This window comes from Streptomyces klenkii, from assembly GCF_003626645.1.
GTDB lineage: Bacteria > Actinomycetota > Actinomycetes > Streptomycetales > Streptomycetaceae > Streptomyces > Streptomyces klenkii.
The window spans coordinates 209,861-233,048 of record NZ_RBAM01000007.1 but is presented as its reverse complement, the minus strand read 5'-3'; the positions used below and the strand labels follow the sequence as shown (position 1 = coordinate 233,048).

27 protein-coding genes are annotated in these 23,188 nt (G+C 71.2%); 11 read left to right on the top strand and 16 right to left on the bottom strand.

All coding sequences use genetic code 11. The features are described 5' to 3' along the window. Positions 1-31: 31 nt before the first annotated feature. Positions 32-1,183, bottom strand: a complete 1,152-nt coding sequence (locus D7231_RS18730) for a rod shape-determining protein (protein WP_120756604.1) — start codon at positions 1,181-1,183, stop codon at positions 32-34. 153 nt (positions 1,184-1,336) lie between these two features. Between D7231_RS18730 and D7231_RS36550 the strand changes: the two genes are divergently transcribed. After that, positions 1,337-1,939, top strand: coding sequence for a hypothetical protein (locus tag D7231_RS36550; RefSeq protein ID WP_158673783.1), 603 nt, complete (start codon positions 1,337-1,339; stop codon positions 1,937-1,939). A gap of 88 nt (positions 1,940-2,027) precedes the next feature. Here the strand turns inward: D7231_RS36550 and D7231_RS18720 are convergent, their stop codons facing one another. The 4 genes from D7231_RS18720 to D7231_RS18705 form a co-directional block, all read right to left on the bottom strand. Continuing rightward, positions 2,028-3,155: a GuaB3 family IMP dehydrogenase-related protein gene (locus tag D7231_RS18720; RefSeq protein ID WP_030368342.1), complete on the bottom strand. Its 1,128-nt coding sequence runs from the start codon at positions 3,153-3,155 to the stop codon at positions 2,028-2,030. Positions 3,156-3,372: 217 nt separating this feature from the next. Next, positions 3,373-4,875, bottom strand: a complete 1,503-nt coding sequence (gene guaB / locus D7231_RS18715; RefSeq protein WP_120756603.1) for an IMP dehydrogenase — start codon at positions 4,873-4,875, stop codon at positions 3,373-3,375. A gap of 210 nt (positions 4,876-5,085) precedes the next feature. Then, the gene (locus D7231_RS18710; protein WP_058046781.1) at positions 5,086-5,688 is read right to left on the bottom strand and encodes a sigma-70 family RNA polymerase sigma factor; all 603 of its coding nucleotides are present in this window, start codon (positions 5,686-5,688) and stop codon (positions 5,086-5,088) included. A gap of 368 nt (positions 5,689-6,056) precedes the next feature. Beyond that, complete coding sequence (locus D7231_RS18705) at positions 6,057-6,668, bottom strand: response regulator transcription factor (protein WP_003948568.1); 612 nt, start codon at positions 6,666-6,668, stop codon at positions 6,057-6,059. Between the two features lie 400 nt (positions 6,669-7,068). Between D7231_RS18705 and D7231_RS18700 the strand changes: the two genes are divergently transcribed. Then, the gene (locus D7231_RS18700; protein ID WP_030368345.1) at positions 7,069-7,374 is read left to right on the top strand and encodes a WhiB family transcriptional regulator; all 306 of its coding nucleotides are present in this window, start codon (positions 7,069-7,071) and stop codon (positions 7,372-7,374) included. A gap of 56 nt (positions 7,375-7,430) precedes the next feature. Here D7231_RS18700 and D7231_RS18695 read toward each other — a convergent pair whose 3' ends face one another. After that, positions 7,431-8,342 (bottom strand): LysR family transcriptional regulator, encoded by a 912-nt coding sequence (locus tag D7231_RS18695; RefSeq protein ID WP_120756602.1) that lies wholly within the window; start codon positions 8,340-8,342, stop codon positions 7,431-7,433. 80 nt (positions 8,343-8,422) lie between these two features. Here D7231_RS18695 and D7231_RS18690 point away from each other — a divergent pair, with 80 nt between their 5' ends. From D7231_RS18690 to D7231_RS18680, 3 genes are all read left to right on the top strand, one after another. Further along, on the top strand, positions 8,423-9,097 hold the full coding sequence (locus D7231_RS18690; RefSeq protein ID WP_120756601.1) for an MOSC domain-containing protein: 675 nt from the start codon (positions 8,423-8,425) through the stop codon (positions 9,095-9,097). 169 nt (positions 9,098-9,266) lie between these two features. Beyond that, positions 9,267-10,040, top strand: a complete 774-nt coding sequence (locus D7231_RS18685; protein WP_120756600.1) for an SDR family NAD(P)-dependent oxidoreductase — start codon at positions 9,267-9,269, stop codon at positions 10,038-10,040. Positions 10,041-10,193: 153 nt separating this feature from the next. Then, entirely contained in the window at positions 10,194-10,892 is a 699-nt protein-coding gene (locus D7231_RS18680; RefSeq protein WP_120756599.1) for an ester cyclase, read from the top strand. A gap of 121 nt (positions 10,893-11,013) precedes the next feature. On the opposite strand, the gene groL is transcribed toward D7231_RS18680, so the two are convergent. The 3 genes from groL to D7231_RS18665 form a co-directional block, all read right to left on the bottom strand. Beyond that, positions 11,014-12,636, bottom strand: a complete 1,623-nt coding sequence (gene groL / locus D7231_RS18675; protein WP_120756598.1) for a chaperonin GroEL — start codon at positions 12,634-12,636, stop codon at positions 11,014-11,016. A 95-nt stretch (positions 12,637-12,731) separates the two neighbouring features. Continuing rightward, positions 12,732-13,040 carry a co-chaperone GroES gene (gene groES / locus D7231_RS18670; protein ID WP_058046787.1) on the bottom strand — a complete coding sequence of 103 codons (309 nt, stop codon included), beginning with the start codon at positions 13,038-13,040 and terminating at the stop codon, positions 12,732-12,734. A gap of 336 nt (positions 13,041-13,376) precedes the next feature. Further along, positions 13,377-14,264 carry a polysaccharide deacetylase family protein gene (locus D7231_RS18665; protein ID WP_120756597.1) on the bottom strand — a complete coding sequence of 296 codons (888 nt, stop codon included), beginning with the start codon at positions 14,262-14,264 and terminating at the stop codon, positions 13,377-13,379. A 98-nt stretch (positions 14,265-14,362) separates the two neighbouring features. Here D7231_RS18665 and D7231_RS18660 point away from each other — a divergent pair, with 98 nt between their 5' ends. From D7231_RS18660 to D7231_RS18650, 3 genes are all read left to right on the top strand, one after another. Then, the gene (locus D7231_RS18660; protein ID WP_199739408.1) at positions 14,363-15,553 is read left to right on the top strand and encodes a THUMP-like domain-containing protein; all 1,191 of its coding nucleotides are present in this window, start codon (positions 14,363-14,365) and stop codon (positions 15,551-15,553) included. Between the two features lie 71 nt (positions 15,554-15,624). After that, positions 15,625-15,939, top strand: a complete 315-nt coding sequence (locus tag D7231_RS18655; RefSeq protein ID WP_120756595.1) for a hypothetical protein — start codon at positions 15,625-15,627, stop codon at positions 15,937-15,939. A 121-nt stretch (positions 15,940-16,060) separates the two neighbouring features. Then, complete coding sequence (locus D7231_RS18650; protein WP_120756594.1) at positions 16,061-16,462, top strand: hypothetical protein; 402 nt, start codon at positions 16,061-16,063, stop codon at positions 16,460-16,462. A 20-nt stretch (positions 16,463-16,482) separates the two neighbouring features. Here D7231_RS18650 and D7231_RS18645 read toward each other — a convergent pair whose 3' ends face one another. Next, positions 16,483-17,061, bottom strand: coding sequence for a Uma2 family endonuclease (locus D7231_RS18645; protein ID WP_120756593.1), 579 nt, complete (start codon positions 17,059-17,061; stop codon positions 16,483-16,485). A gap of 56 nt (positions 17,062-17,117) precedes the next feature. Continuing rightward, on the bottom strand, positions 17,118-18,011 hold the full coding sequence (locus D7231_RS18640) for a hypothetical protein (RefSeq protein ID WP_120756592.1): 894 nt from the start codon (positions 18,009-18,011) through the stop codon (positions 17,118-17,120). Between the two features lie 433 nt (positions 18,012-18,444). Between D7231_RS18640 and D7231_RS18635 the strand changes: the two genes are divergently transcribed. Together D7231_RS18635 and D7231_RS36545 are read left to right on the top strand one after the other, a co-directional pair. Next, positions 18,445-18,663: a hypothetical protein gene (locus D7231_RS18635; protein ID WP_120756591.1), complete on the top strand. Its 219-nt coding sequence runs from the start codon at positions 18,445-18,447 to the stop codon at positions 18,661-18,663. After that, complete coding sequence (locus D7231_RS36545; RefSeq protein ID WP_158673782.1) at positions 18,660-18,812, top strand: hypothetical protein; 153 nt, start codon at positions 18,660-18,662, stop codon at positions 18,810-18,812. The genes D7231_RS18635 and D7231_RS36545 overlap by 4 nt, the downstream gene beginning before the upstream one ends. A 40-nt stretch (positions 18,813-18,852) precedes the next feature. On the opposite strand, the gene D7231_RS18630 is transcribed toward D7231_RS36545, so the two are convergent. From D7231_RS18630 to tsaB, 5 genes are read right to left on the bottom strand one after another with little or no spacing between them, the layout of a single operon-like run. Then, the gene (locus D7231_RS18630; RefSeq protein WP_120756590.1) at positions 18,853-19,218 is read right to left on the bottom strand and encodes a hypothetical protein; all 366 of its coding nucleotides are present in this window, start codon (positions 19,216-19,218) and stop codon (positions 18,853-18,855) included. 52 nt (positions 19,219-19,270) lie between these two features. Beyond that, the gene (locus D7231_RS18625; RefSeq protein WP_147449759.1) at positions 19,271-19,894 is read right to left on the bottom strand and encodes a hypothetical protein; all 624 of its coding nucleotides are present in this window, start codon (positions 19,892-19,894) and stop codon (positions 19,271-19,273) included. A 40-nt stretch (positions 19,895-19,934) separates the two neighbouring features. Next, entirely contained in the window at positions 19,935-21,089 is a 1,155-nt protein-coding gene (gene tsaD, locus D7231_RS18620) for a tRNA (adenosine(37)-N6)-threonylcarbamoyltransferase complex transferase subunit TsaD (RefSeq protein ID WP_120756588.1), read from the bottom strand. Beyond that, positions 21,073-21,555: a ribosomal protein S18-alanine N-acetyltransferase gene (gene rimI, locus D7231_RS18615; RefSeq protein WP_120756814.1), complete on the bottom strand. Its 483-nt coding sequence runs from the start codon at positions 21,553-21,555 to the stop codon at positions 21,073-21,075. Before rimI ends, tsaD begins: the two co-directional genes overlap by 17 nt. Before the next feature lie 23 nt (positions 21,556-21,578). Then, positions 21,579-22,247: a tRNA (adenosine(37)-N6)-threonylcarbamoyltransferase complex dimerization subunit type 1 TsaB gene (gene tsaB / locus D7231_RS18610; RefSeq protein WP_120756587.1), complete on the bottom strand. Its 669-nt coding sequence runs from the start codon at positions 22,245-22,247 to the stop codon at positions 21,579-21,581. Between the two features lie 242 nt (positions 22,248-22,489). Here tsaB and D7231_RS18605 point away from each other — a divergent pair, with 242 nt between their 5' ends. Further along, on the top strand, positions 22,490-23,101 hold the full coding sequence (locus D7231_RS18605; protein ID WP_199739407.1) for a hypothetical protein: 612 nt from the start codon (positions 22,490-22,492) through the stop codon (positions 23,099-23,101). Positions 23,102-23,188 lie beyond the last annotated feature (87 nt).

The window sequence follows — 23,188 nt, the reverse complement described above, 5'->3', positions numbered from 1 at the left end:
AGGATCCGAGCGGGCTGAAAATTTTTGAGGGCTACAGCCTCCCCAGCCCCAGTGCCCTGTTCGGGGCGTCCAGGACCGTCCTCAGGGCCGCGAAGTCCTCGACGCAGCGGCCCGTGCCGACCGCCACGCAGTCCAGCGGGTCGTCGGCGATGATGACCGGGATGTCGAGCTCCTTGCTCAGCCGCACGTCCAGGCCGCGCAGGAGCGCGCCGCCGCCCGTGAGGACGATGCCGCGGTCCATGATGTCGCCGGACAGCTCCGGCGGGGTCTCGTCCAGGGTCTGGCGGACCGCCATGACGATGGCGTCGACGGGCTCCGACAGTGCGTGGCGAATCTCGTCGGCCGTCAGTTCGCGCGTCTTCGGCAGGCCGCTGACCTGGTCGCGGCCGCGGATGGTGCAGCGCTCCGGCGGCTTGAGGCCCTGGGTCTCCTCCGGGTCCCCGCCGACCTCCTCCAGGCCGCTGTCCTTCTCCAGCTGCTTGGCGAGGGCGGCCAGCCCGGCGGCGGACCAGTAGCCCGTCGGGGCGGCGGAGCCGATGTTCATCTTGATCTCCTCCGCGGTGCGTTCACCGATCGCGAGGGAGTACTCCTTCTTCACGTACGAGATGATCGCCGCGTCCATCGCGTCGCCGGCCGTACGGACGGAGCGGGCGGTGACGATGCCGCCCAGGGAGATCACGGCGACCTCGGTGGTGCCGCCGCCGATGTCGACGACCATGCAGCCGGTCGGCTCGCTGACGGGCAGGCCCGCGCCGATCGCCGCGGCCATGGGCTCCTCGACGAGGTGCACCTGGCGGGCGCCGGCCCGCGAGGCGGCCTCGATGACGGCGCGCCGCTCGACGCCGGTGATGCCGGAGGGCACGCACACCACGACGCGGGGGCGGGCGAAGAAGCGGTTGCCCATGACCTTCTTGATGAAGTGCCGCATCATCCGCTCGGCCACCTCGAAGTCGGCTATGACGCCGTCGCGCAGCGGGCGGACCGCGACGATGTTCGAGGGGGTCCGGCCTATGGTCTCCTTGGCCTCGGAGCCGACCGAGAGCACGCTGCCGTCGTCCGCGTTCACGGCGACGACTGACGGTTCGTTGAGCACCACTCCCTTCCCGCGCACGTACACCAGGGTGTTCGCCGTGCCGAGGTCGATCCCCATGTCCCTGCCGCTGAACGACTTGCTTTGCGCCATAAGTTGCCATTATTCCTTACGGTCGAACTTTTATACGGAGTTCACAGCCACATGATCACCGTGGGTGGCGGATTGCTGTCGTAGCACGCTGATACCTTTTGGCCTTTACTTAGCCCTTACTCCAACGCCCAGGACATTCGGGGGACATCGCACATGAGCCAGCCCTGGCAGCAGCCGCAGCAACCACAGCAGCCGCCCCAGCACAACCCGTACGGCCAGCCGCCGCCCCAGCCGTACCCGCCGCAGCACCAGCCGCAGCAGCCGCCCCACCAGCAGCCCTACGGCTACGGGCAGCAGCCCCCGCCGCCGTACGGCGCCCCCGGCGGCTTCCCACCGCCCGCGCCCGTCCGCCGGGGCAACCCCGGGCTCGCCGTGGTCCTCGGCATCGTGGCCATGCTCGTGGGCGCCGGAGTCTACGGAGGGATCCTCAAGGCCTCCGACGGCGGCCAGATCGGCTACCTCGCCGTCGGTACGGGCGCCCTGATCGGCGCCGCCCTCGGCAAGGTCGGCGGGCGCAACCCCGCGCTGCCGGTGGCCGGTGCGCTCCTCGGCCTGCTCGGCGTCTACCTGGGCCAGATCTTCGGCATCGCCCTGGAGCTGAGCGACATCGCCAACATCCCGGTCAGCCAGGTGTTCACCGAGCACTTCGACACGCTGAACAAGGCGTGGAAGGAATACCTGGAGCCGATCGACGCGCTCTTCTTCATACTCGGCGGCGCGGGCGCCTTCCAGACCGCCCGCAAGCTCGGCGGCTGACGGCCCGCGCCCCCTGCCCCGGCATGCCGAAGGGCCCGGACCGCGACGGCGGTCCGGGCCCTTCGGGCAAGCTGCTGCGCGTCAGACGTCAGCGCTTGTCGTGCTGCGACGGCGCGACCGTCACCTCGACCCGCTGGAACTCCTTGAGGTCGCTGTAGCCCGTGGTGGCCATGGCACGGCGCAGCGCGCCGAACATGTTCATCGAGCCGTCCGGGGTGTGCGAGGGACCGGTGAGGATCTCCTCGGTGGAGCCGACCGTGCCCAGGTTCATCCGCTTGCCGCGCGGCACGTCCTCGTGGACGGCCTCCATGCCCCAGTGGAAGCCGCGGCCCGGCGCGTCGGTGGCGCGGGCGAGCGGGGAGCCCATCATCACGGCGTCCGCACCGCAGGCGATGGCCTTGGGCAGGTCGCCGGACCAGCCCACGCCGCCGTCGGCGATGACGTGCACGTAGCGGCCGCCGGACTCGTCCATGTAGTCCCGGCGGGCGGCGGCCACGTCGGCCACGGCGGTCGCCATCGGGACCTGGATGCCCAGGACGTTGCGGGTGGTGTGCGCGGCGCCGCCGCCGAAGCCGACGAGGACACCGGCCGCGCCGGTGCGCATCAGGTGCAGGGCGGCGGTGTACGTGGCGCAGCCGCCGACGATGACCGGCACGTCGAGCTCGTAGATGAACTGCTTGAGGTTCAGCGGCTCGGCGGCGCCGGAGACGTGCTCGGCGGAGACGGTGGTGCCGCGGATCACGAAGATGTCCACGCCGGCGTCGACGACGGCCTTGGAGAACTGCGCGGTGCGCTGCGGCGAGAGCGCGGCGGCGGTCACGACACCGGAGTCGCGGACCTCCTTGATGCGCTGCCCGATCAGCTCTTCCTTGATCGGGGCGGCGTAGATCTCCTGAAGCCGCTTGGTCGCCGCGGTCTCGTCCAGCTCGGCGATCTCGGCGAGCAGCGGCTCCGGGTCCTCGTAGCGGGTCCACAGGCCCTCGAGGTTGAGGACGCCCAGACCGCCCAGCTCGCCGATCCGGATGGCGGTCTCGGGCGAGACGACCGAGTCCATCGGGGCGGCCAGGAACGGCAGCTCGAAGCGGTAGGCGTCGATCTGCCAGGCGATCGAGACCTCCTTCGGGTCGCGGGTACGGCGACTCGGGACGACGGCGATGTCGTCGAATGCGTACGCCCGGCGGCCGCGCTTGCCGCGCCCGATCTCGATCTCAGTCACGTGTGTGGCCTTTCCTTCTACGTCCTGCCGCATCCAGTATCCCCGACGCGGCGGAGCCCGCGGCCTGAGAGGTCGCGGGCTCCATAAACTGCTTGAAACGCGTACTACTACCGGTGGGCGTAGTGCCTCTTACCGGCGGGAGTAGTTCGGCGCCTCCACCGTCATCTGACAGCGCCTTCCGGGGGACAACCCCCGGACCCCCGGCCGGGGGTCCGCGTTACCGGCGCGAATAGTTCGGCGCCTCCACCGTCATCTGGATGTCGTGCGGGTGGCTCTCCTTGAGGCCCGCCGACGTGATGCGGACGAAGGTGCCCTTGTCCTTGAGCTCCTGGATGTTGGCCGAGCCGACGTAGCCCATGGAGGCGCGCAGGCCGCCGATGAGCTGGTGGGCCACCGAGCCCAGCGGGCCGCGGTAGGGCACCTGGCCCTCGATGCCCTCGGGCACGAGCTTGTCCTCGGAGAGGACGTTGTCCTGGAAGTAGCGGTCCTTGGAGAAGGAGCGGGCCTGGCCGCGCGACTGCATGGCGCCCAGCGAGCCCATGCCCCGGTAGGACTTGAACTGCTTGCCGTTGATGAAGACCATCTCGCCCGGCGACTCCTCGCAGCCCGCGAGCAGCGAGCCGAGCATCACCGTGTCGGCACCGGCGGCGATCGCCTTGGCGATGTCGCCCGAGTACTGGAGGCCGCCGTCGCCGATCAGCGGCACGCCCGCGGCGTGACACGCCCGCGCGGCCTCGTAGATCGCGGTGACCTGCGGGACGCCGATGCCGGCGACGACGCGGGTGGTGCAGATCGAGCCCGGGCCGACGCCGACCTTGACGCCGTCGACACCGGCGTCGATGAGCGCCTGGGCGCCGTCGCGGGTGGCGACGTTGCCGCCGACGACGTCGACGCTGATGTTGGACTTGACCTTGGCGATCATGTCGAGGATGCCGCGGCTGTGGCCGTGGGCGCTGTCGACGACCAGGAAGTCGGCGCCGGCCTCGACGAGCGCCTGGGCGCGGTCGTAGGCCTCGTCGCCGACGCCCACGGCGGCACCGACGATCAGGCGGCCCTCGGCGTCCTTGGCGGCGTTCGGGTACTGCTCGGCCTTGACGAAGTCCTTGACCGTGATGAGGCCCTTGAGCACGCCGGAGTCGTCGACCAGCGGCAGCTTCTCGATCTTGTGGCGGCGGAGCAGCTCGATGGCGTCCTCGCCGGAGATCCCGACCTTGCCCGTGACCAGCGGCATCGGCGTCATGACCTCGCGCACCTGGCGGCTGCGGTCCAGCTCGAAGGCCATGTCGCGGTTGGTGACGATGCCGAGCAGCTTGCCGGCCGCGTCGGTGACCGGCACGCCGCTGATGCGGAAGCGCGCGCACAGGGCGTCCGCGTCGGCGAGGGTGGCGTCCGGGCGGACCGTGATCGGGTCGGTGACCATGCCGGACTCGGAGCGCTTGACCAGGTCGACCTGGTTGGCCTGGTCCTCGATGGAGAGGTTGCGGTGCAGGACGCCCACGCCGCCCTGGCGGGCCATGGCGATGGCCATGCGCGCCTCGGTGACCTTGTCCATCGCCGCCGACATCAGCGGGATGTTCACCCGGACGTTGCGCGAGACCCGGGAGGAGGTGTCGACGGCGTTCGGCAGGACCTCCGAAGCGCCCGGCAGCAGCAGGACGTCGTCATAAGTCAGACCGAGCATCGCGAATTTCCCGGGCATTCCGTCGACGTTGTCAGTCATGACACCTTCCCAAATGGTCTTGCCCCAGCGCGGACTCCCATGCTAACGGCCGTCACACGTGTCCCATTCCACGACGGCTGAGGATCGCGTCACTTGGAGATTCCTACGAATGGAGATCCGCACACCTCAGGTCCGTACGCATCAGACCCGATCCTGCCCGCGAGCGGCACTCGGGCCTCCCGGGCATTCAGGGCCTGCTGCTCCACCGCTCTACTGCTCGGCCAGCGCGCGCAGCCGGCTGAGCGCCCGGTGCTGCGCGACCCGCACCGCACCCGGCGACATGCCCAGCATCTGGCCCGTCTCCTCGGCGGTCATGCCGATGGCGACGCGCAGCAGGACCAGCTCGCGCTGGTTCTCCGGAAGGCTGGCGAGGAGCTTCTTGGCCCACTCGGCATCGCTGCTGAGCAGGGCCCGCTCCTCCGGCCCGAGCGAATCGTCCGGCTGCTCGGGCATCTCGTCGGAGGGCACGGCCGTGCTGCCGGGGTGGCGCATGGCGGCCCGCTGGAGGTCGGCGACCTTGTGCGCGGCGATGGCCACGACGAAGGCCTCGAAGGGGCGCCCCGTGTCGCGATAGCGGGGCAGGGCGCACAGGACGGCGAGACAGACCTCCTGCGCGAGGTCGTCCACGAAGTGACGGGCATCACCCGGCAGGCGCGACAGCCGGGTGCGGCAGTAGCGCAGCGCGAGCGGGTGCACCAGGGCGAGCAGATCGTGAGTGGCCCGCCGGTCACCCTCGACAGCGCGGGCGACGAGGGCGCCGATCTCTCCCGGGGCGGCCGCCGCCGGGGACCCCTTGGTGTCGTCTTCGCGCATCGGTCCATGGTGCCTCGGCGTGGCAGCTTCCTCGGCACCACCCTCGTGGTTGTCCGTAGAACCGTTACGCGTCGGTGTCCTCGCACTCACGTCTAGCGCCTCCCCTTTCGGGTATGCCCGCCCCAGCACTCACGACTCCACCGATAGCTTGTGCCCGCGCCGCACGGCACGGGGCAAGGCTTTTCCGTCATGAGGTCTCTTGGGGCCGAGGGCGATGCCTCGGCTCCTGCCGGGGAGGAGTCACACTCCAAGGATGCGGCATCCCTCGGAGTTTCGGCGTCGGACGCCGAGCGGTGGGGCCGCGGTGCTGATCGCCCACCGGGGTGGCGCGCACCGCGACCTCACGACGCTGCGCGCCACGCCGCGCCCTAGCGGACCAGGCCCCAGCGGAAGCCGAGCGCCACGGCGTGTGCCCGGTCCGACGCGCCCAACTTCTTGAAGAGGCGCCTGGCGTGGGTCTTGACGGTGTCCTCCGAGAGGAAGAGCTCCCGTCCGATCTCCGCGTTCGAGCGGCCGTGGCTCATTCCTTCGAGGACCTGGATCTCGCGCGCGGTGAGCGTGGGCGCGGCACCCATCTCGGCCGAGCGCAGCCGGCGCGGGGCGAGCCGCCAGGTCGGGTCGGCGAGGGCCTGCGTCACGGTGGCCCGCAGCTCGGCGCGCGAGGCGTCCTTGTGCAGATAACCGCGCGCTCCGGCGGCGACCGCGAGCGCGACACCGTCGAGGTCCTCGGCGACGGTGAGCATGATGATGCGGGCCCCGGGGTCCGCGGACAGCAGCCGGCGGACGGTCTCGACACCGCCGAGTCCGGGCATGCGTACGTCCATCAGAATCAGGTCCGAACGATCGGCTCCCCAGCGGCGGAGGACTTCCTCGCCGTTGGCTGCCGTCGTCACACGCTCGACACCGGGCACGGTCGCCACCGCACGGCGGAGCGCCTCACGGGCAAGCGGGGAATCGTCGCAGACGAGGACGGATGTCATGACCGTCCTCCGCAGCTGATGCGCGTCACCTTGAGCCTCCAGGCTGGTACTGATCGTCACCTGTGCGATCGACGGCTCTGGCGCCGGGTCGGACACCTGCCCGACTGCTTCATCCGTCAACCGCCTCCGCCCTCTCAACGACGGTCACCCGAAAGAGTTACGGGGTCGGTCGAGCACGTTCGGCACTCTACGTGAGGGCGCGGACACGGAGCAGGGCGCATTGGGGGCGCCCGCCGCGCCACCCCTGCCGCACCCCCGCCGCACCCGTGTCACAGCTGCGCTATGCCCCATTTGCCCATGAGGAGCAGTTTTTCTTCCCATTTGCTGGTGTCTATGACTAGATTCGCAATCAGTCATATTTACATCCACCCGGCAGACCGTTCGCTTCGAGGGGATTGCAATGGCAGATTTCTCCCGGCTTCCCGGTCCCAACGCCGACCTGTGGGACTGGCAGCTCCTGGCAGCCTGCCGCGGGGTCGACAGCTCGCTGTTCTTCCACCCGGAGGGCGAGCGTGGAGCCGCCCGCAGCGCACGCGAGACCTCGGCTAAAGAGGTGTGCATGCGCTGCCCGGTACGCGCGGAATGCGCGGCGCACGCGCTGGCCGTACGGGAGCCCTACGGCGTGTGGGGCGGCCTCACCGAGGACGAGCGCGAGGAGCTGATGGGCCGCGCGCGACACAGAGCCATCGCCGCGGCCGGCTCGTAAGCCCGGCCGCGGAGACACCCCGCGGAGGTAGCGCCCGGCCGTGACGTAGGCACGGCTCAGCGCCCCGCCGTGCCCGCCAGCCTGTCCAGCATCGCGTCCACCGCCGGCACCCGCGCCAGGTCCGGCAGCGTCAGGGCGACGATCTCCCGGTGCACGGCGGGCTCCACGGGAACCGTCCGCGCACCCTTGGGGCGTACGGACTCCAGCGCCAGCTCCGGCATCACCGCGACGCCCAGCCCCGCGCCGACCAGGCCGAACACCGCCGGATAGTCGTCGGTCGCGAAGTCGATGCGTGGGGTGAAGCCGGCGCTCTCGCAGACCTCCACCAGATGCCGCCGGCAGCGCGGGCAGCCCGCGATCCAGGGCTCCTCGGCCAGGTCGGTGATGCCGATCCGGTCCGCCCCGGCCAGCCGGTGGCCCTCCGGGACGACGCCGATGAGGCGGTCGGTCAGCAGCGGGCGGACGACGAGGTCCTCCCACTCGGCGCCTGCGGCCGGGTCCGCGCCGCGGACGTCGGGGTAGCGGAAGGCCAGCGCGATCTCGCACTCGCCGTCGCGCAGCATCTCCACCGAGCGCGGCGGCTCGGCCTCGACCAGGGAGATCTCGGTGCCCGGGTGCGCCGCCCGCATCTGCGCGAGCGCGCCCGGCACGAGCGTCGAGCTGCCGCTGGGGAAGGACACCAGCCGCACCCGGCCCGCCCGCAGCCCGGCGATGGCGGCGATCTCCTCCTCGGCCGCCGTCAGCCCGGCCAGGATCCCGGAAGCGTGCCGGACGAGGGCCGTGCCGGCCTGGGTGAGGCGCATCTCGCGGCCCGTGCGCACCAGCAGCGGCGTGCCCGTGGACTGCTCCAGCGCCTTCATCTGCTGGCTGACGGCGGGCTGGGTGCAGCCCAGCTCCCGGGCCGCGGCCGAGAACGAACCGGTCAGGGCCACCGCGCGCAGCACCCTCAGATGACGAGCCTCGATCATAGGTCGAGCATAAGGCCACCTTGGAGGCGTAGCGAAATAATCACTGGCGCCTTTGGGGGTCGGTCGACTACTCTCTGTACATGCACCTACTCTCTGTGAACGTGGGCCGCGCCGGTACGGCGGACATCCCGGGCGTGCCCGGCTTCGAGGCCGGCCTGGCCACCGCGATCGACAAGCGACCGGTCGACGGCCCGGTCGCCGTCTCCGCCCCCGGCCCCAAGGGCACGGGCGGCAGCGGCCTCGCGGGGGACACGATCGTCAGCCTGCGCCACCACGGCGGGGACGACCAGGCGGTGTACGCGTTCGCGCGCGAGGATCTGGACCGCTGGGAGCGGGAGCTGGGCCGCCCGCTGCCCGACGGCTCGTTCGGCGAGAACCTCACCACCAGCGGAATCGACGTCAACGGCGCACGGATAGGTGAGCGCTGGCGCATCGGGCCCGATCTGGTGCTGGAAGTGAGCGCCCCGCGGATCCCCTGCCGCACGTTCGCCACGTGGCTGGGAGAGGCGGGCTGGATCAAGCGGTTCACCCAGGAGGCAGCCCCCGGCGCCTACCTTCGGGTGATAGAGCCGGGCGAGATCCGCGCGGGGGATGAGATATCCGTCGTCCACCGCCCCGGGCACGAGGTGACGGTGTCCTTCGCCTTCCGCGCGAACACGGTCGAGCGGGCCCTGCTCCCCCGCGTTCTGGCAGCCGGGGACGCCCTTCACCCCGAGACACGCAAGAAGGTCCTGGCGTATCAGGCGAGCCTCTGAGGCCCTTCGATGACGGTCCGCCGGCCGTCCGAAGTGTCCCGTCGGCAGCCCGCCGGCGTCCCGTACGTCTCCCCGTACGCCGTCCTCTGACCGTCAATCAGCGCCCGACCGGGCGTCAAAACGCCGTACGGCATCGGCACGCGCGGCCGCCGGGCTCTACGGTGCCGGTATGACGACTGTATTGATCACAGGGGCGACGGCCGGGATCGGTGCCGCGTTCGCGCGCCGCCTGGCGGGCGACGGACACGATCTCGTCCTCGTGGCCCGCGACGAGGAGCGGCTCGGCCGGCACGCCACCGAGCTCCACGACCGGCACGGCGTGGAGGTGGAGGTCCTGCCCGCGGACCTCTCCCAGGACGAGGGCATCGAGGCGGTCGAGGCGCGGCTGCGCGACCGCGAGCGCCCGGTGCACCTGCTGGTCAACAACGCCGGGTTCGGCAACAAGGGCGGCTATCTGGAGGTGTCCCTGGCGGACGAGCTCAAGATGCTCAAGGTGCACTGCGAGGCGGTGCTGCGGCTGACGTCCGCGGCGGCCGAGGGGATGCGCGAGCGCAAGCGCGGCGCGGTGGTCAACGTGGCGTCGGTGGCCGCGTTCGTCCCGCGCGGCACGTACGGCGCGAGCAAGTCCTGGGTCGTGCAGTTCACCCAGGGCGCCGCGCGCGACCTGGCCGGGAGCGGGGTGCGGCTGATGGCGCTGTGCCCGGGCTTCGTGCGGACGGAGTTCCACGAGCGGGCCGGGATGGGCACGGACAACGTGCCGGGCTGGCTGTGGCTGGACGCCGACAAGGTGGTGTCGGCGGCGCTGCGGGACCTGTCGCAGGGCAAGACGCTGTCGGTGCCCGACCCGCGGTACAAGGCCATGACCGGGCTGATGAAGCTGGCACCGCGCAGGGTGGTGTCGCGGGCGTCGTCGACGACGGGCCGCAAGTACGGGCCGAAGTAGCCTCCGGGCCCCCGGGCCCGCCGGTCCCCGGCCCCGGGCCCCGGCCCCGGCCCCGGCCCCGGCCACCCTTCCGCACTCCCGCGCCCCTCGTCCTCCTCGCCCTCCCGGGTGATCCCTTCAGGACTAACCTGGAAATATCACCCGGGAGGCGCCATGACTTTCGTGCAGATCATCGATTGCAGGACGAGCCGGTACGAGGACATGAACCGGCTGATGGACGACTGGGTCGCCGCGACCGAGGGGAAGCGGACCGCCACCCATGCGATCGTGGGCAAGGACCGCGCGCAGGACGGCCATTACGTGGAGATCGTGGAGTTCCCGTCCCACGAGGCCGCGATGCGCAATTCGAAGCTCCCCGAGACCGACCGGATCTTCGCCGAGATGGCCGCGCTCTGCGACGGGGTGCCGGCCTTCACCGACCTCGACGTGGTCCGCGACGAGCAGCTGAACAAGACCACCACCCGCCGCTTCTTCGAGGAGGTGGCGCGGGACGGCGACCTCGGTCTGATGGACGAGCTCTTCAGCGCCGGCTACCGCGACCACGACATCGGCAAGGAGGAGCCCACCGTCGTCGGCCTGGATGCCATGCGCTCCGACGTCGAGAGCTGGCGGGGCGCGTTCGACTTCGACTTCACCCTCCACTCCCAGCTCGCCGAGGGCGACGAGGTCGCCACCCGCTGGACCTGGCGCGGCACGCACCAGGGCGACTTCATGGGACACCAGCCCACCGGGCAGGACGTGACCATGGAGGGCACCACCACCTTCCGCTTCCAGGACGGGAAGATCGCCGAGGGCTGGTGGATCTACGACATGCTGGGGCTGAAGCGGCAGCTGGAGTCGGGGCCGGTGTGAGCGTTCACAAGTACTTGTGAACGGCCGGAGCCCGGCACCCACCAGGGGTGCCGGGCTCCGGACCGGCTACTGCTCACCTCTCACCACTCACCGCTGTGCGCGGCGCGAGGTCAGTGCGAGGTTAGTGCGAGTGACCGTGGCCGTGACCGGCCTCGGCCTCGTCCTCCGCCGGCTTCTCGACGACCAGGGTCTCGGTCGTGAGCAGCAGGGAGGCGATGGAGGCGGCGTTCTCCAGGGCGGAGCGGGTGACCTTGACCGGGTCGATGACGCCGGCCTTCACCAGGTCGCCGTACTCGCCGGTGGCGGCGTTGAAGCCCTGGCCCTTGTCGAGCTCGGCGACCTTGGAGGTGATGACGTAGCCCTCGAGGCCGGCGTTCTCGGCGATCCAGCGCAGCGGCTCGACGGCGGCGCGGCGGACGACGGCGACACCGGTGGCCTCGTCGCCCTCCTTGCCGAGGTTGCCCTCGAGCACCTTGACGGCGTGGACGAGCGCGGAGCCACCACCGGAGACGATGCCCTCCTCGACCGCGGCGCGGGTCGCGGAGATGGCGTCCTCCAGACGGTGCTTCTTCTCCTTGAGCTCGACCTCGGTGGCCGCACCCACGCGGATGACGCAGACGCCACCGGCGAGCTTGGCGAGGCGCTCCTGGAGCTTCTCGCGGTCCCAGTCGGAGTCCGTGGACTCGATCTCGGCCTTGATCTGGGCGACGCGGCCCTGGACGTCGGCGGACTCGCCGCCGCCGTCGACGATCGTGGTGTCGTCCTTGGTGATGGTCACGCGGCGGGCGGAGCCCAGCACGTCCAGGCCGACCTGGTCGAGCTTGAGGCCGACCTCCTCGGCGACGACGGTGCCGCCGGTCAGGGTGGCCATGTCGCCCAGCATCGCCTTGCGGCGGTCGCCGAAGCCCGGGGCCTTGACGGCCACGGCGTTGAAGGTGCCACGGATCTTGTTGACGACCAGGGTCGACAGGGCCTCGCCCTCGACGTCCTCGGCGATGATCAGCAGCGGCTTGGAGGAGCCACCCTGGATGATCTTCTCCAGCAGGGGCAGCAGGTCCTGGATGGAGGAGATCTTGCCCTGGTGGATGAGGATGTACGGGTCCTCGAGGACGGCCTCCATGCGCTCCTGGTCGGTGACCATGTAGGGCGACAGGTAACCCTTGTCGAAGGCCATGCCCTCGGTGAAGTCCAGCTCCAGGCCGAAGGTGTTGGACTCCTCGACGGTGATGACACCGTCCTTGCCGACCTTGTCCATCGCCTCGGCGATGAGCTCGCCGACCTGCTTGTCCTGGGCGGACAGGGCGGCGACGGCGGCGATGTCGGCCTTGTCGTCGATCGGGCGGGCGGTCGCGAGCAGCTCGTCGGAGACGGCCTTGACCGCGGCGTCGATGCCCTTCTTCAGGGCGGCCGGGGAGGCGCCGGCGGCGACGTTGCGCAGGCCCTCGCGGACCAGCGCCTGGGCCAGGACGGTCGCGGTGGTGGTGCCGTCACCCGCGATGTCGTTGGTCTTGGTCGCCACCTCCTTGACGAGCTGGGCGCCCAGGTTCTCGTACGGGTCCTCGATCTCGACCTCGCGGGCGATGGTGACGCCGTCGTTGGTGATGGTCGGGGCGCCGAACTTCTTGTCGATGACGACGTTGCGGCCCTTGGGGCCGATCGTCACCTTGACCGTGTCGGCCAGCTTGTTGACACCGCGCTCGAGGGCGCGACGGGCGTCCTCGTCGAACTTCAGGATCTTCGCCATGGGTTGCTTCAAGTCCTCTCAAACGAACCGCGCCCCGGACCCCGGCGGCTTACACACACGGGAACCAGGGCGCAGATCACATCAAACTGGGTGAATTACTTCTCGATGATCGCGAGCACGTCGCGAGCCGAGAGGACGAGGTACTCCTCGCCGTTGTACTTCACCTCGGTGCCGCCGTACTTGCTGTAGAGCACGACGTCGCCGACGTTCACGTCGAGCGGAAGACGGTTGCCCTCCTCGAAGCGGCCCGGGCCCACGGCCAGGACGACGCCCTCCTGGGGCTTCTCCTTGGCGGTGTCCGGAATGACCAGGCCAGAGGCCGTGGTCTGCTCGGCGTCGAGCGGCTGGACCACGATGCGGTCCTCGAGCGGCTTGATGGCAACCTTGGAGCTGGCGGTCGTCACGATCCGACCTCCCCCTTCGGAGATTCACGGGGTTATCTGTCTGAGGTGGCGACCAGGAGGATCCGTCGTCGCGGGTGCCGGATTCTGCCCGTCGCTGCGTTTGGCACTCCCGGGTGGAGAGTGCCAACGGAGCCGAGACTATGACGCGGTTAGCACTCGGTCAAGCGGAGTGCCAATTCGCCGTGCGGCGAGCTCGGCGGTTCACTCCTGGGAGTGCGCACCCGGCCGGGCGGGCCACGGAGCGCGGAAGTGGATCTGCCCGCGGGCCGCGGGTCGTAATCCTCCGGATTCCCCGGCCGTGCACGTAGCCCTCACACACGGCCCTCACACGCGGTCTCACACGTAGTCCTCCAGGCGGGCCACCGTGAATCCCTGCCGCTCGATGCTGCGCAGCATGTTGGCGACCATCTTGGTCATCGTCGTGCCCTTGAGCTCGGAGGGCCCGCGGAAGTGGGCGAGGACGATGTCGCCGGGGCGCAGCTGGTCGCCCTGCGCGTAGCGCATGTCGTTGATCTGCATCGTCGCCTCCCACAGCAGCAGCGCCTTGACCCCGCAGCCGCCGGCCGCGGCGAGGGTGGCGTCGTTGTAGTTGCCGTAGGGCGGACGGAACAGGGGCGGTTTTCCGCCGTACCTCTTCTCCAGGACGTCCTGCTGCCCGCAGATCTCGCGGCGCTGGGCGTCGGCGGAGAGGGTGCGCAGGTTGGGGTGGGAGAGGGTGTGGTTGTTGATGCTGTTGCGGTTGCCCTCGCCGCGCAGCTGCTCGAAGTAGCCGTAGCCGGTGCCCGCGCGCGCGATGTCGTCGGTGAGGAACATCGTGAAGGGCAGCTTGAGGTCCTTGGTCATCTTCACGAACTCCGGGTCCTTCTCCGCACCGTCGTCGAAGGTCAGGAAGACGACCTTGTCGCTGGTGGGCACGCGCCGGATCACCTTGGGGGCGGCCCCGGGCTTCAGCCCGTCGGTCAGCTTGGCGGAGGGCGGGGCCGGGGGCGCGGCGAGGGGCTTGTCGATGCCCCAGCGGCGGTAGGCGGCGGCGTCGGGGGAGGCCGGGGCCGTAGCCGTGGCCGTGGATTCCGTACGGGGAGAGGGAGCACTGGACGCTTTCGTCCCGCCGCTGCCGCCGGACGAACAGCCGCTGAGGAGCACGGCCAGCAGGAGCGGGGTGACGGCGGCGGCGCGGCGGGCGGATCGGGAACCGAGGCCTGGACCGGATATACGGGAGCTCACACCTCCGATTGTTGTTCATGCGTTCGAGATGAGCAGCTGGCGGGAGAGCAGCGGGACAGAAGGGGCGGCCTGTCAGAGGGCTGGGCAAGAATGGCCGGGTGCCAGCACCGAACGAACCCGTCACCACTTTCGCCGCCCTCCTCACCGACGAGGGCCGGAGCCTGCTCGCCGAGCTGCGCGACCACGACCCGGCCCGGGAGCTGGCCACGGCGACCCGGCTGCGCCGCGACCACCCCGCGGAGCTCGTGTCGGCGGCGCTCGGCATGGCCCGGCTGCGGCAGCGGGCGGTGGCGAAGTTCGGGGCGGAGGACGCGTACCGGATGTTCTTCACGCCGAACGGCGTGGAGCAGTCGACGCGCCGCTCCGTGGCGGACTACCGCGCCGCCCGCTTCGCCGCGCTCGGCATCCGCTCGGTGGCGGACCTGTGCTGCGGCATCGGCGGCGACGCGATCGCGCTGGCCAGGCTGGGCATCCGCGTCCTCGCGGTCGACCGCGACCCGCTGACCTGCGAGGTCGCGCGCGCGAACGCGGAGGCGCTGGGGCTCGCGGAGCTCATCGAGGTGCGCTGCGCGGATGTGGCCGAGGTGGACACCGCGGGCTACGACGCGGTGTTCGTCGACCCGGCGCGGCGGGGCGGCCGCGGCCGCATCTTCGACCCGGAGGCGTACTCCCCGCCCCTGTCGTGGGCGATCGAGGCGGCCCGCCGGGCCCCGCATGCCGCCCTCAAGATCGCTCCCGGGGTGCCGCACGAGGCCATCCCGGACGACGCTGAGGCGGAGTGGATCTCCGACGGGGGCGATGTGAAGGAGGCCGTGCTGTGGTTCGGCACGGCGCCGGGCGCGCGACGGGCGACGCTGCTGCCGGGCGGGCACTCGCTGGTGGGCGCGGGGCTGCCGGATCCGTCGGTACGGGCGGTGGGGCGGTATCTGTACGAGCCGGACGGCGCGGTGATCCGCGCGCACCTGGTGGCGGACGTGGCTTCCGGTTTCTCCGGCAGCGGCCTGATCGACGAGACGATCGCGTACGTGACGGCCGACGAGCTGCGGGCCACGGACTACGCGTCGGCGTACGAGATCACGGACGTGCTGCCCTTCAACCTGAAGAAGCTGAAGGCGCTGCTGCGGGAGCGGAAGGTGGGGGTCGTGACGGTGAAGAAACGCGGCTCGGCGGTCGAGCCGGAGGAGCTCCGCAAGAAGCTGAAGCTCGAGGGCCCGAACTCCTGCGTGATCGTGCTGACCCGCGCCGCGGGAGCGCCGGTGATGCTGCTGGGGCACGCCGTCAGCGCATAGCCGGCACGTAGTCAGCGCGTAGCCCGCCCGGGATGGCCGGGCGGAGGGCCTGTTGCTCCTACGCTCGCCCCATGACCGAGAACGAGATCAAGCTCAAGGCCATCGCGGCGCTCACGGCCCTGCGCGGCGGCGTGGGGACGGACTACGTGTCGTCCCTGCTGGGCGAGGTGATCCCCGACGAGTTCATGGTGCCCGTGGGCGCGCAGGCGAGAGAGGTCGGGCTCGCGGTGCTCAACCAGCTCTCCGAGCCCATGAGCGCGCTGATCAGCGGCCTGATGCTGGCCTTCGAGGCGGTCGCGGACGCGTACGACGAGACCGCGCCCGAAGCGCCGACGGAGGAGATCCTCCAGACCCTCGCACTCGAACTCGCACGCGAATCCGAGTGACGCGCCTCCACGCGTCGGCGATCGTCGTATTTCCCGCTGAACGGGCGCTGCCGCGGGCGGTTCGGCGCTAGCGTCCTTCGCGTCCGGCACGGGAACGTTCTGCGACGAGGGGGCGGGCGGGATGCTGAGCGAGGCACTGGCGGCGGTTGCCGCGGCGAGCGGCACGGCGGTCGTGCAGTCGGCGGGCACGGACGCGTGGACCGGGCTCCGGCAGCGGGTCGCCCGCTGGTTCGGGCGCGGCGACGAGGCGCGCGAGCGCGCGGAGCTGGAGCGGCTCGACCGCACGGCCGTCGCGCTGAAGGCCGCGGCGGCGTCCGGAGAGCTCGTACGGATACGTGACCGCCAGGAGGCCGTCTGGCAGGACCGCTTCGAGACGCTGCTGGAGGGGCTTCCGGCGGAACAGCGGGCGGGCGTGGCGGAGGAGTTGCGGTCGCTCGTGGCCGAATACGGGGTGCCCTCGCAGGCGGCGGAGCCGGTGCGGGGGAATGCGCTCCGGGGGCCGACGGCGTTGGGGGGCGTGTGAGGCCCCCCCCCCGGGCCGGATCAGTTGGCGAAGTCCTTCAGCTCTTCCGTCTCCAGCGTGACGCCTACCGGGGCGGGGATCTTGATCACGTCCCCGTAGGGGTACGACCTGTGAATCCGGTACTTACCGCCCCGCGGCTCGCTGTAGACGACGACAGTTGACTCGTTGCGGTCAACAAGGAGGTAGACCGGGATATCCGCTGCCGCGTAGCCGTCGCGCTTCTCCTTGCGGTCACGCAGATCGGTGTCCGAGTCGTACGACGTGATCTCGACCGTCATCAGAACGGCCGCGGGATCGGCCCACTCGCCGTAACCGGTGAAGTGCCTTCGTGGCGCAAGGGCGCCGTCCGGCCGCGAACGCCCCTGGCGGTAGCCCTCGGTCTTCAGGCCCCGATCCGGGTAGAGCCGCAGGTCGGGGCGTTGCTGCATGCACTGCTCCAGCAGCCACATGTAGATCTCCCCGTGATCCCCGTCCGGCACAGGCTTGACCTCCAGCTTCCCGTTGATGAGTTCCAGCGTCACGGTTTCCGGCGCCGAACTGGCGATCCGCTCGAAGTCCTCGACGAGCATCTGCGGCCGATGGGCGGACGTAGGGGTCATGGCGTCGCCTCCTCCCCTCCATGGTGCCTCTATGACCTGAGGCAATTCCTGAACACTCACCTGGTGCTCCTTTCGAGGGTGCGGAGGTTTACGCGGATGGCGGCGGCTCGGCGGTGGATTTCCGTCGCGGGGACGGCCTCGGGGACGTACGGGGCCGGTTCGCCGCGGCAGTCGCGGCAGAGGCCGCCCGGGAGGGCCTCCGGGCGGCCCGGAAGGCGGCAGACCGTGCACTCCAGGATGCGGAGGGTCCGCCCCGGCGGCGGCTGCGCCGGCCGCTCCGGCGGGAGCTTGTCCCGCAAGCGGCGGCGGGCCAGAGCGGTGGCGTGGTGGACCTCCGGCGGCAGGCCGGCGGTGAGTTCCCGCGCGACGTCCGCCGGGGTCGAGCCCCTCGCCAGCCACTCCTCCGCGAGGGGCTCCAGCGCGGCGCAGTCCTTGGCGGACAGCGTCATGCGCGGGTCCATGCGGCCGGCCAGCGCGAGCGCCTCGTACGCCTGCGAGCGGGGCGGTTTTGCTGCCGGTTGCGACGGCGATTGCGGTTGAACGGGCGGCTTGGGCACGTTGCCCGCCTGGAGGTCCGCCCACCAGGCGTCGTCCCGCGCCGTGCGGGAGAAGTACGTACGGGTCACCCAGTGCGTGCTGCCGCCGTCATCCTTGATCCGCTCCCTCACCCTGCGGAGGTGGCCTGCGGCCGACAGGCGGCGGAGCGCGGTGAGGCAGGCCGCCTGGCCGTAGGAGGGGAGGTGAGCCGCAAGGGTTTTCGCATCCATGGCCGCGCCTTCGGGCAGGCGGTCGATGAATGCGGCGATCGACGCCTCGCGGGGCGGGAGGTGCGCGAAGTCTTTGGCGGTGCGGCGGTGCTGGTCGGGGGCGCTTCGTTTGCCGTAGCCGGGCTTGGCCTGGGGGTGGGCGGATACGGCGCGCGCGTCGGCGCTAGAGTTGGCGTCAGCCATGGGATCGAGCCTGTTCGATCGTGATGGTCAGGCCCCGGTGAGGTGTTGGCGCACCTGCCGGGGCTGATTTGTTGCTGCGAACGCTAGAGGGCCGTGACCGTTCGTCGCAACCGGGTCGCCGAAAGTGAACTCGTGTGGTATGCGGGGCGGTTGGCCCCTCCCTCGCGCGATGCGCGCGGAGGGAGGGTGGGTGGGTTATCTCCCCACCCATTCCATGGAAAGAACGCTCGGAACTCGGAACTCGGATCCCGGATCCCGAAGCGCGGTCAGCTCGCCGCGTGGCCCTGTTCCATCGCTTTCGCCAGGTCATCAGCGGTTGAGAGTTCATACTCGTCACCGCGCCGCACCTTCCCGCCAAGATCAACGGTACCCACGCGCCTCGTACCGCGAAGGTTTCTCCCCAGGCTGACGACGGGCCATAACCCTGGATAGCGTGAACAAGGAAATTCCGCCTCTCGGGGCGTACGTCATCGACACGCGGATCGATGAGGTCGGTCAAGTCACCGCACACGCCGTGGATTTGGTGCGTCTACGGCCGCCCAACGGGGGCGCCGCATGGGACTGCCCGGTCGAGGCGACCGAGGTGACGTCCCTCCGCGTCTACCTGCGCGCCCGCGTCATCGAGGCGAACCGTATGCGGAGGCTCGTGTGAACACCGCCGCGCCGGAAGAACCGTCCGGGCACACCCCGGACGACCTCCGCGCGGCGGTCGCCGCGGCCGAGTCCCCGGACGCGGCCCACACCGCCGTCGCGGAGTTCGCGCCCTTCCCGGGCGCCGCCCCGGAGGCCGAGCGCCGGTGACCAGCAGCAGTTCCAGCACCTCTGAACGGCCGTCGCACCCTCACGCCAGGTCCGTCAGATCCTCCGCGTAGAACGTCGTCAGCGGCTGCGGTCCCACGTACTGCTGGCAGTTGCACTGGCGCAGTTCGTACGACGTCGGCTTCTTCTCCGCGTCCCAGGAGACCGGAGTCTCCACCGCCTCATGGCACTTGCCCTGCTTGTCGTGCTTGGCCAGATGGTGTGTGCAGCCGCATATGGGCTGGGGCGGCTTGGAGGCGGCCTCCAGGGCCGCGCGCTCTGCGCGCTCCGTCTCCAGGAGCTCCAGCTTGCGTTCATGGCGGGTGCGCAGGGCCGTGCGGGCGGTGTCGGCGGCCTTGGTGAAGCCGCCCACGCCGAAGAAGATCAGCACCCACCAGAGCCACTCCATGTCCGGCTCCTCCCCAACCGCCTGCCCTGTCCGCTCCCTCGCCAGAATACGCTCAGCGCCGCTGCCGGTTGAGGGAGCGGAACCAGCGGCGGTGGGTCAGGGCGGTGGCCACGCCGTACGCGCCTGCCGCCGCCAGCGGGGCCGTCAGGCCCCACGCGTAGGCCAGGGACGAGCCGTCCTTCGGGGCGCCGGCCGTCGTCAGTACCTCCTGGACGAACGCGCCCCCGACCACCAGCGCGCCCGCGCACGGCAGCAGTGACATCAGCAGCCAGAACCACACGCGGCCGCCCGCCTCCAGGCCCGCGTCGTGCACCGCGTCGCGGTCCAGCGCCGCCCACAGGCGCAGCCGCCGCCGGGCTTCCTTCCCGGTCCGGAGGCCGGCGCGGATACCCAGCAGTGACGGGATCGCCGCGCCCGCCGCCAGGATCAGGAACGCCGCCGCGTAGACGTAAGAGATCCCGCCTTCGACCACGGATTGCAGGCCCAGGACCGCGAACGTCCAGCCCAGCACGAACACGCACGTCAGGAGCCACGTCAGCAGCAGGCGGCCCGGCGACAGCGTCTTCCGGATGAGGGCGTCCAGCGCCCTCGACCGGTCCGCCAGCATGGCCTCGCGCGTCGGCCATGTGCTCAGGTGCCACGGCGGTGGTGGCGGTGGCAGCTTCGCTATACCCATCGAATTGATTCGTTTGGTCGTTTGGTTCGTCTGGTTCGTTCTACGACTCGTACAGGTTCTTCTTGCTCAGTTCGTGAACGTGGTCGTGGTCATGGGCGTGACCGTGGCCGTGAGAATGGCCGTGCGAGTGCCCATGGCCCTCCTCCGCCGGCACATGCGTCTCCGTCACCGGCAGCGAGCTGTCCGCCGACAGCTCCCACGACGACGCCGAGCGTCCCCGCGCCACCATCTCCGCGCCCAGCGCCGCCACCATCGCCCCGTTGTCCGTGCACAGCTTCGGCCGCGGCACGCGGAGCGTGATGCCCGCGTCCTCGCAGCGCCGCTGGGCCATCGCCCGCAGGCGCGTGTTCGCCGCCACGCCGCCGCCGATCATCAGGTGGTCGACGCCTTCGTCCTTGCACGCGCGGACGGCCTTGCGCGTGAGGACGTCCACGACGGCCTCCTGGAACGACGCGGCCACGTCCGCGACCGGCACCTCCTCGCCCGCCGCGCGCTTGGCCTCGATCCAGCGGGCCACGGCCGTCTTCAGGCCGGAGAAGGAGAAGTCGTAGGCGGGGTCGCGGGAGCCGGTGAGGCCGCGGGGGAAGCGGATGGCGTCCGGGTTGCCCTCGCGGGCGTAGCGGTCGATGACCGGGCCGCCGGGGAAGCCGAGGTTCAGGACGCGGGCGACCTTGTCGAAGGCCTCGCCCGCCGCGTCGTCGATGGTCGAGCCGAGCGGGCGGACGTCGGAGGTGATGTCGGGGGCGAGCAGCAGGGAGGAGTGGCCGCCGCTGACCAGCAGGGCCATCGTCGGCTCCGGCAGCGGGCCGTGCTCCAGCTGGTCGACGCAGATGTGGGAGGCCAGGTGGTTCACGCCGTACAGGGGCTTGCCCAGCGCGTACGCGTACGCCTTCGCCGCCGAGACGCCCACCAGCAGCGCGCCCGCGAGCCCCGGGCCCGCCGTGACCGCGATGCCGTCGAGGTCCTTCGCGGAGACGCCGGCCTCGTCCAGCGCGCGCTGGATGGTCGGGACCATCGCCTCCAGGTGGGCGCGGCTCGCCACCTCGGGGACGACGCCGCCGAAGCGCGCGTGCTCGTCCACGCTGGAGGCGACCGCGTCGGCGAGCAGGGTGTGCCCGCGGACGATGCCGACGCCGGTCTCGTCGCACGAGGTCTCGATGCCGAGGACGAGGGGTTCGTCAGCCTTGCGAGCCATGGGTCATTCCTTGCACTGCGGAGAGGGGATCGGAGAGGCGCATCACGAGGGCGTCGACGTTGCCGGGCTGGTAGTAGCCGCGGCGCACGCCGACGCCTTCGAAGCCGAAGCGTTCGTACAGGCGCTGGGCGCGGGTGTTGTCGACCCGCACTTCGAGGAGCACCTCGCGGCACTCGAAGTCGGTCGCGGCGGTCAGGAGCTCGCGCAGCAGCCGGGAGCCGAGGCCGGTGCTCCAGTGCTCCTGGGCGACGGCGATGGTCTGGACGTCGCCCGTGCCGTCGATCGCCGCCAGGCCGGCGTAGCCGACGACGCGGCCGTCGCCGCCCTCGGCGACCACGTAGCGGCGCGTGGCGCCCGGGCCGCGCGCGTGCGCCAGCTCGGACCAGAACAGCCCCTTGGACCAGGCGTCGTCCGGGAACAGCGCGCGCTCCAGCTCCAGCACCGGCCCGATGTCCCACCAGCGCATCTCGCGGACACGCACGTTCGTGGTCACTTGGGAGTGACCACCTTGTAGTTGGCGGGGACCTGGGCGTCGGGGCGGCGGAGGTAGAGCGGCTGGTCGGGGAGGAACTCGCCGCCCGTGCGCAGGCGCTCGGCGGCGAGGGAGGCCAGGGCCCCGGCGGACTGGTGCTCGGGCATGTCGGCCCGTACGTCCGTGAAGGCGTCGGCGTAGAGGACCGCGCCCGCACCGATGACGGTCAGGCCGGCCAGCTTTTCGGTCAGGTCCGCCGGGCGGTCCACGGAGGGCTCGGTGACGCGGGTACGGGCGTCCGCGTACCGCGCCCAGTAGACCTCCTTGCGGCGGGCGTCCGTCGCCACGACGAATTCGCCCTCCAGGCCCGCCTGCCCGGCCGCGTACGCGATGCCGTCGAGCGAGCACAGGCCGCGGACGGGCACGCCGAGCGCGGCGCCGAAGGTGGCGGCGGTGACGATGCCGACCCGCAGGCCGGTGTACGGGCCGGGGCCGACGCCCACCACGATGTCCGTGACGGCGTCCAGCTTGTGGCCCGCTTCGCGGAGCACCCGGTCGACGGAGGGAAGCAGCAGCTCACCGTGCCTGCGCGCGTCGACCTGACGCGATTCGGCGACGACTTTGTCGCCGTCGTGGAGGGCTACGGTGACGGCGGGCGTGGCGGTATCAAGAGCGAGCAGCAGCACACTGACAGACTACGGCTCGCCGTGGGGTGGGCGACTCCCGAGGAGCCGGGGAGGCGGCCGCGGGGGCGCGGTTGCAGGCAGCGCGGGGGCGCGGTCGCGGGCAGCGCGGGGGCGCGGTCGCGGGCGGCACGGGGCCCGGTGCAGGCGGCGCGGGGCGGGTGGCCGCGGGTGCTACGGTCACCGCATCGCCGTATGCGTATGTATGCAGGAAGAGATACGCAGGAAGAGAAGGGTGCGCAGCCGTGGCACGCAGCAGCTCGGGGGTCATCGTGGCCGCGCTCACCGCGGCGGCCCTCGCGGGAGTCGGTTTCCTCGCCTTCCAGGCCGAGGCCGCGCCCGATAAGCCGCAGGCCTCGCACGCGAGCCCTCCGGGCGCCGCCAAGGACGAGGACAAGGGCAAGGACGACCCCGCCGGCGCGGGCACCGGCGACGGCTCCGGCAAGGACAGCGGCGCGCAGGCCGCCCTCCCGGAGGTGCCGGCCGGCTCCGGCGCGGGCAAGCGGGTCGTCTACGCGGTCGGGCAGAAGCGGGTGTGGCTGGTCGGCGCCGACGGCAAGGCGACGCACAGCTTCGAGGTGGCGCCGAGCGCGGTGAACCCGGTGCCCGGGCCCTACGCGGTGACCTCGCGGTCCGCCACGGGGACCGGCTCCGACGGCAAGGCCATCGAGCACGTGGTGCGGTTCCACACCAACCCGGCGGGGGTCGTCTTCGGCTTCAGCGCGGCGGTGGACGGCTCCCTGCCGGATCCGGCGGCCGCGGGCAAGAAGACGGGTGCGGTGCGGGAGACGCCTGCGGACGGGCGGGCGATGTGGGACTTCGCGCTGAACGGCACGAAGGTGGTCGTGGTCGCGTAGGGGTTCTCCCCGGCCGCGCCCTTTCCCGCGAGCGGGGCTGCGTCCTTTCCCGCGAGCGGGGCTGCGCCCCGGACCCCTGTCCGCGCT

Excerpts from the sequence above, each read along its gene's own strand:
- D7231_RS18680 (WP_120756599.1), top strand. The coding sequence starts at position 10,194 with ATGACTTTCGTGCAGATCATCGATTGCAGGACGAGCCGGTACGAGGAC.
- D7231_RS18640 (WP_120756592.1), bottom strand. The coding sequence starts at position 18,011 with ATGGCTGACGCCAACTCTAGCGCCGACGCGCGCGCCGTATCCGCCCAC.
- D7231_RS18710 (WP_058046781.1), bottom strand. The coding sequence starts at position 5,688 with ATGCGCGAAGACGACACCAAGGGGTCCCCGGCGGCGGCCGCCCCGGGA.
- D7231_RS18700 (WP_030368345.1), top strand. The coding sequence starts at position 7,069 with ATGGCAGATTTCTCCCGGCTTCCCGGTCCCAACGCCGACCTGTGGGAC.
- D7231_RS18630 (WP_120756590.1), bottom strand. The coding sequence starts at position 19,218 with ATGGAGTGGCTCTGGTGGGTGCTGATCTTCTTCGGCGTGGGCGGCTTC.
- D7231_RS18705 (WP_003948568.1), bottom strand. The coding sequence starts at position 6,668 with ATGACATCCGTCCTCGTCTGCGACGATTCCCCGCTTGCCCGTGAGGCG.
- D7231_RS18650 (WP_120756594.1), top strand. The coding sequence starts at position 16,061 with ATGCTGAGCGAGGCACTGGCGGCGGTTGCCGCGGCGAGCGGCACGGCG.
- D7231_RS18625 (WP_147449759.1), bottom strand. The coding sequence starts at position 19,894 with ATGGGTATAGCGAAGCTGCCACCGCCACCACCGCCGTGGCACCTGAGC.
- tsaD (WP_120756588.1), bottom strand. The coding sequence starts at position 21,089 with ATGGCTCGCAAGGCTGACGAACCCCTCGTCCTCGGCATCGAGACCTCG.
- D7231_RS18685 (WP_120756600.1), top strand. The coding sequence starts at position 9,267 with ATGACGACTGTATTGATCACAGGGGCGACGGCCGGGATCGGTGCCGCG.
- D7231_RS18645 (WP_120756593.1), bottom strand. The coding sequence starts at position 17,061 with ATGACCCCTACGTCCGCCCATCGGCCGCAGATGCTCGTCGAGGACTTC.
- guaB (WP_120756603.1), bottom strand. The coding sequence starts at position 4,875 with ATGACTGACAACGTCGACGGAATGCCCGGGAAATTCGCGATGCTCGGT.
- D7231_RS36550 (WP_158673783.1), top strand. The coding sequence starts at position 1,337 with ATGAGCCAGCCCTGGCAGCAGCCGCAGCAACCACAGCAGCCGCCCCAG.
- D7231_RS18690 (WP_120756601.1), top strand. The coding sequence starts at position 8,423 with ATGCACCTACTCTCTGTGAACGTGGGCCGCGCCGGTACGGCGGACATC.
- groL (WP_120756598.1), bottom strand. The coding sequence starts at position 12,636 with ATGGCGAAGATCCTGAAGTTCGACGAGGACGCCCGTCGCGCCCTCGAG.
- rimI (WP_120756814.1), bottom strand. The coding sequence starts at position 21,555 with ATGCGCTGGTGGGACATCGGGCCGGTGCTGGAGCTGGAGCGCGCGCTG.
- D7231_RS18655 (WP_120756595.1), top strand. The coding sequence starts at position 15,625 with ATGACCGAGAACGAGATCAAGCTCAAGGCCATCGCGGCGCTCACGGCC.
- D7231_RS18695 (WP_120756602.1), bottom strand. The coding sequence starts at position 8,342 with ATGATCGAGGCTCGTCATCTGAGGGTGCTGCGCGCGGTGGCCCTGACC.
- D7231_RS18730 (WP_120756604.1), bottom strand. The coding sequence starts at position 1,183 with ATGGCGCAAAGCAAGTCGTTCAGCGGCAGGGACATGGGGATCGACCTC.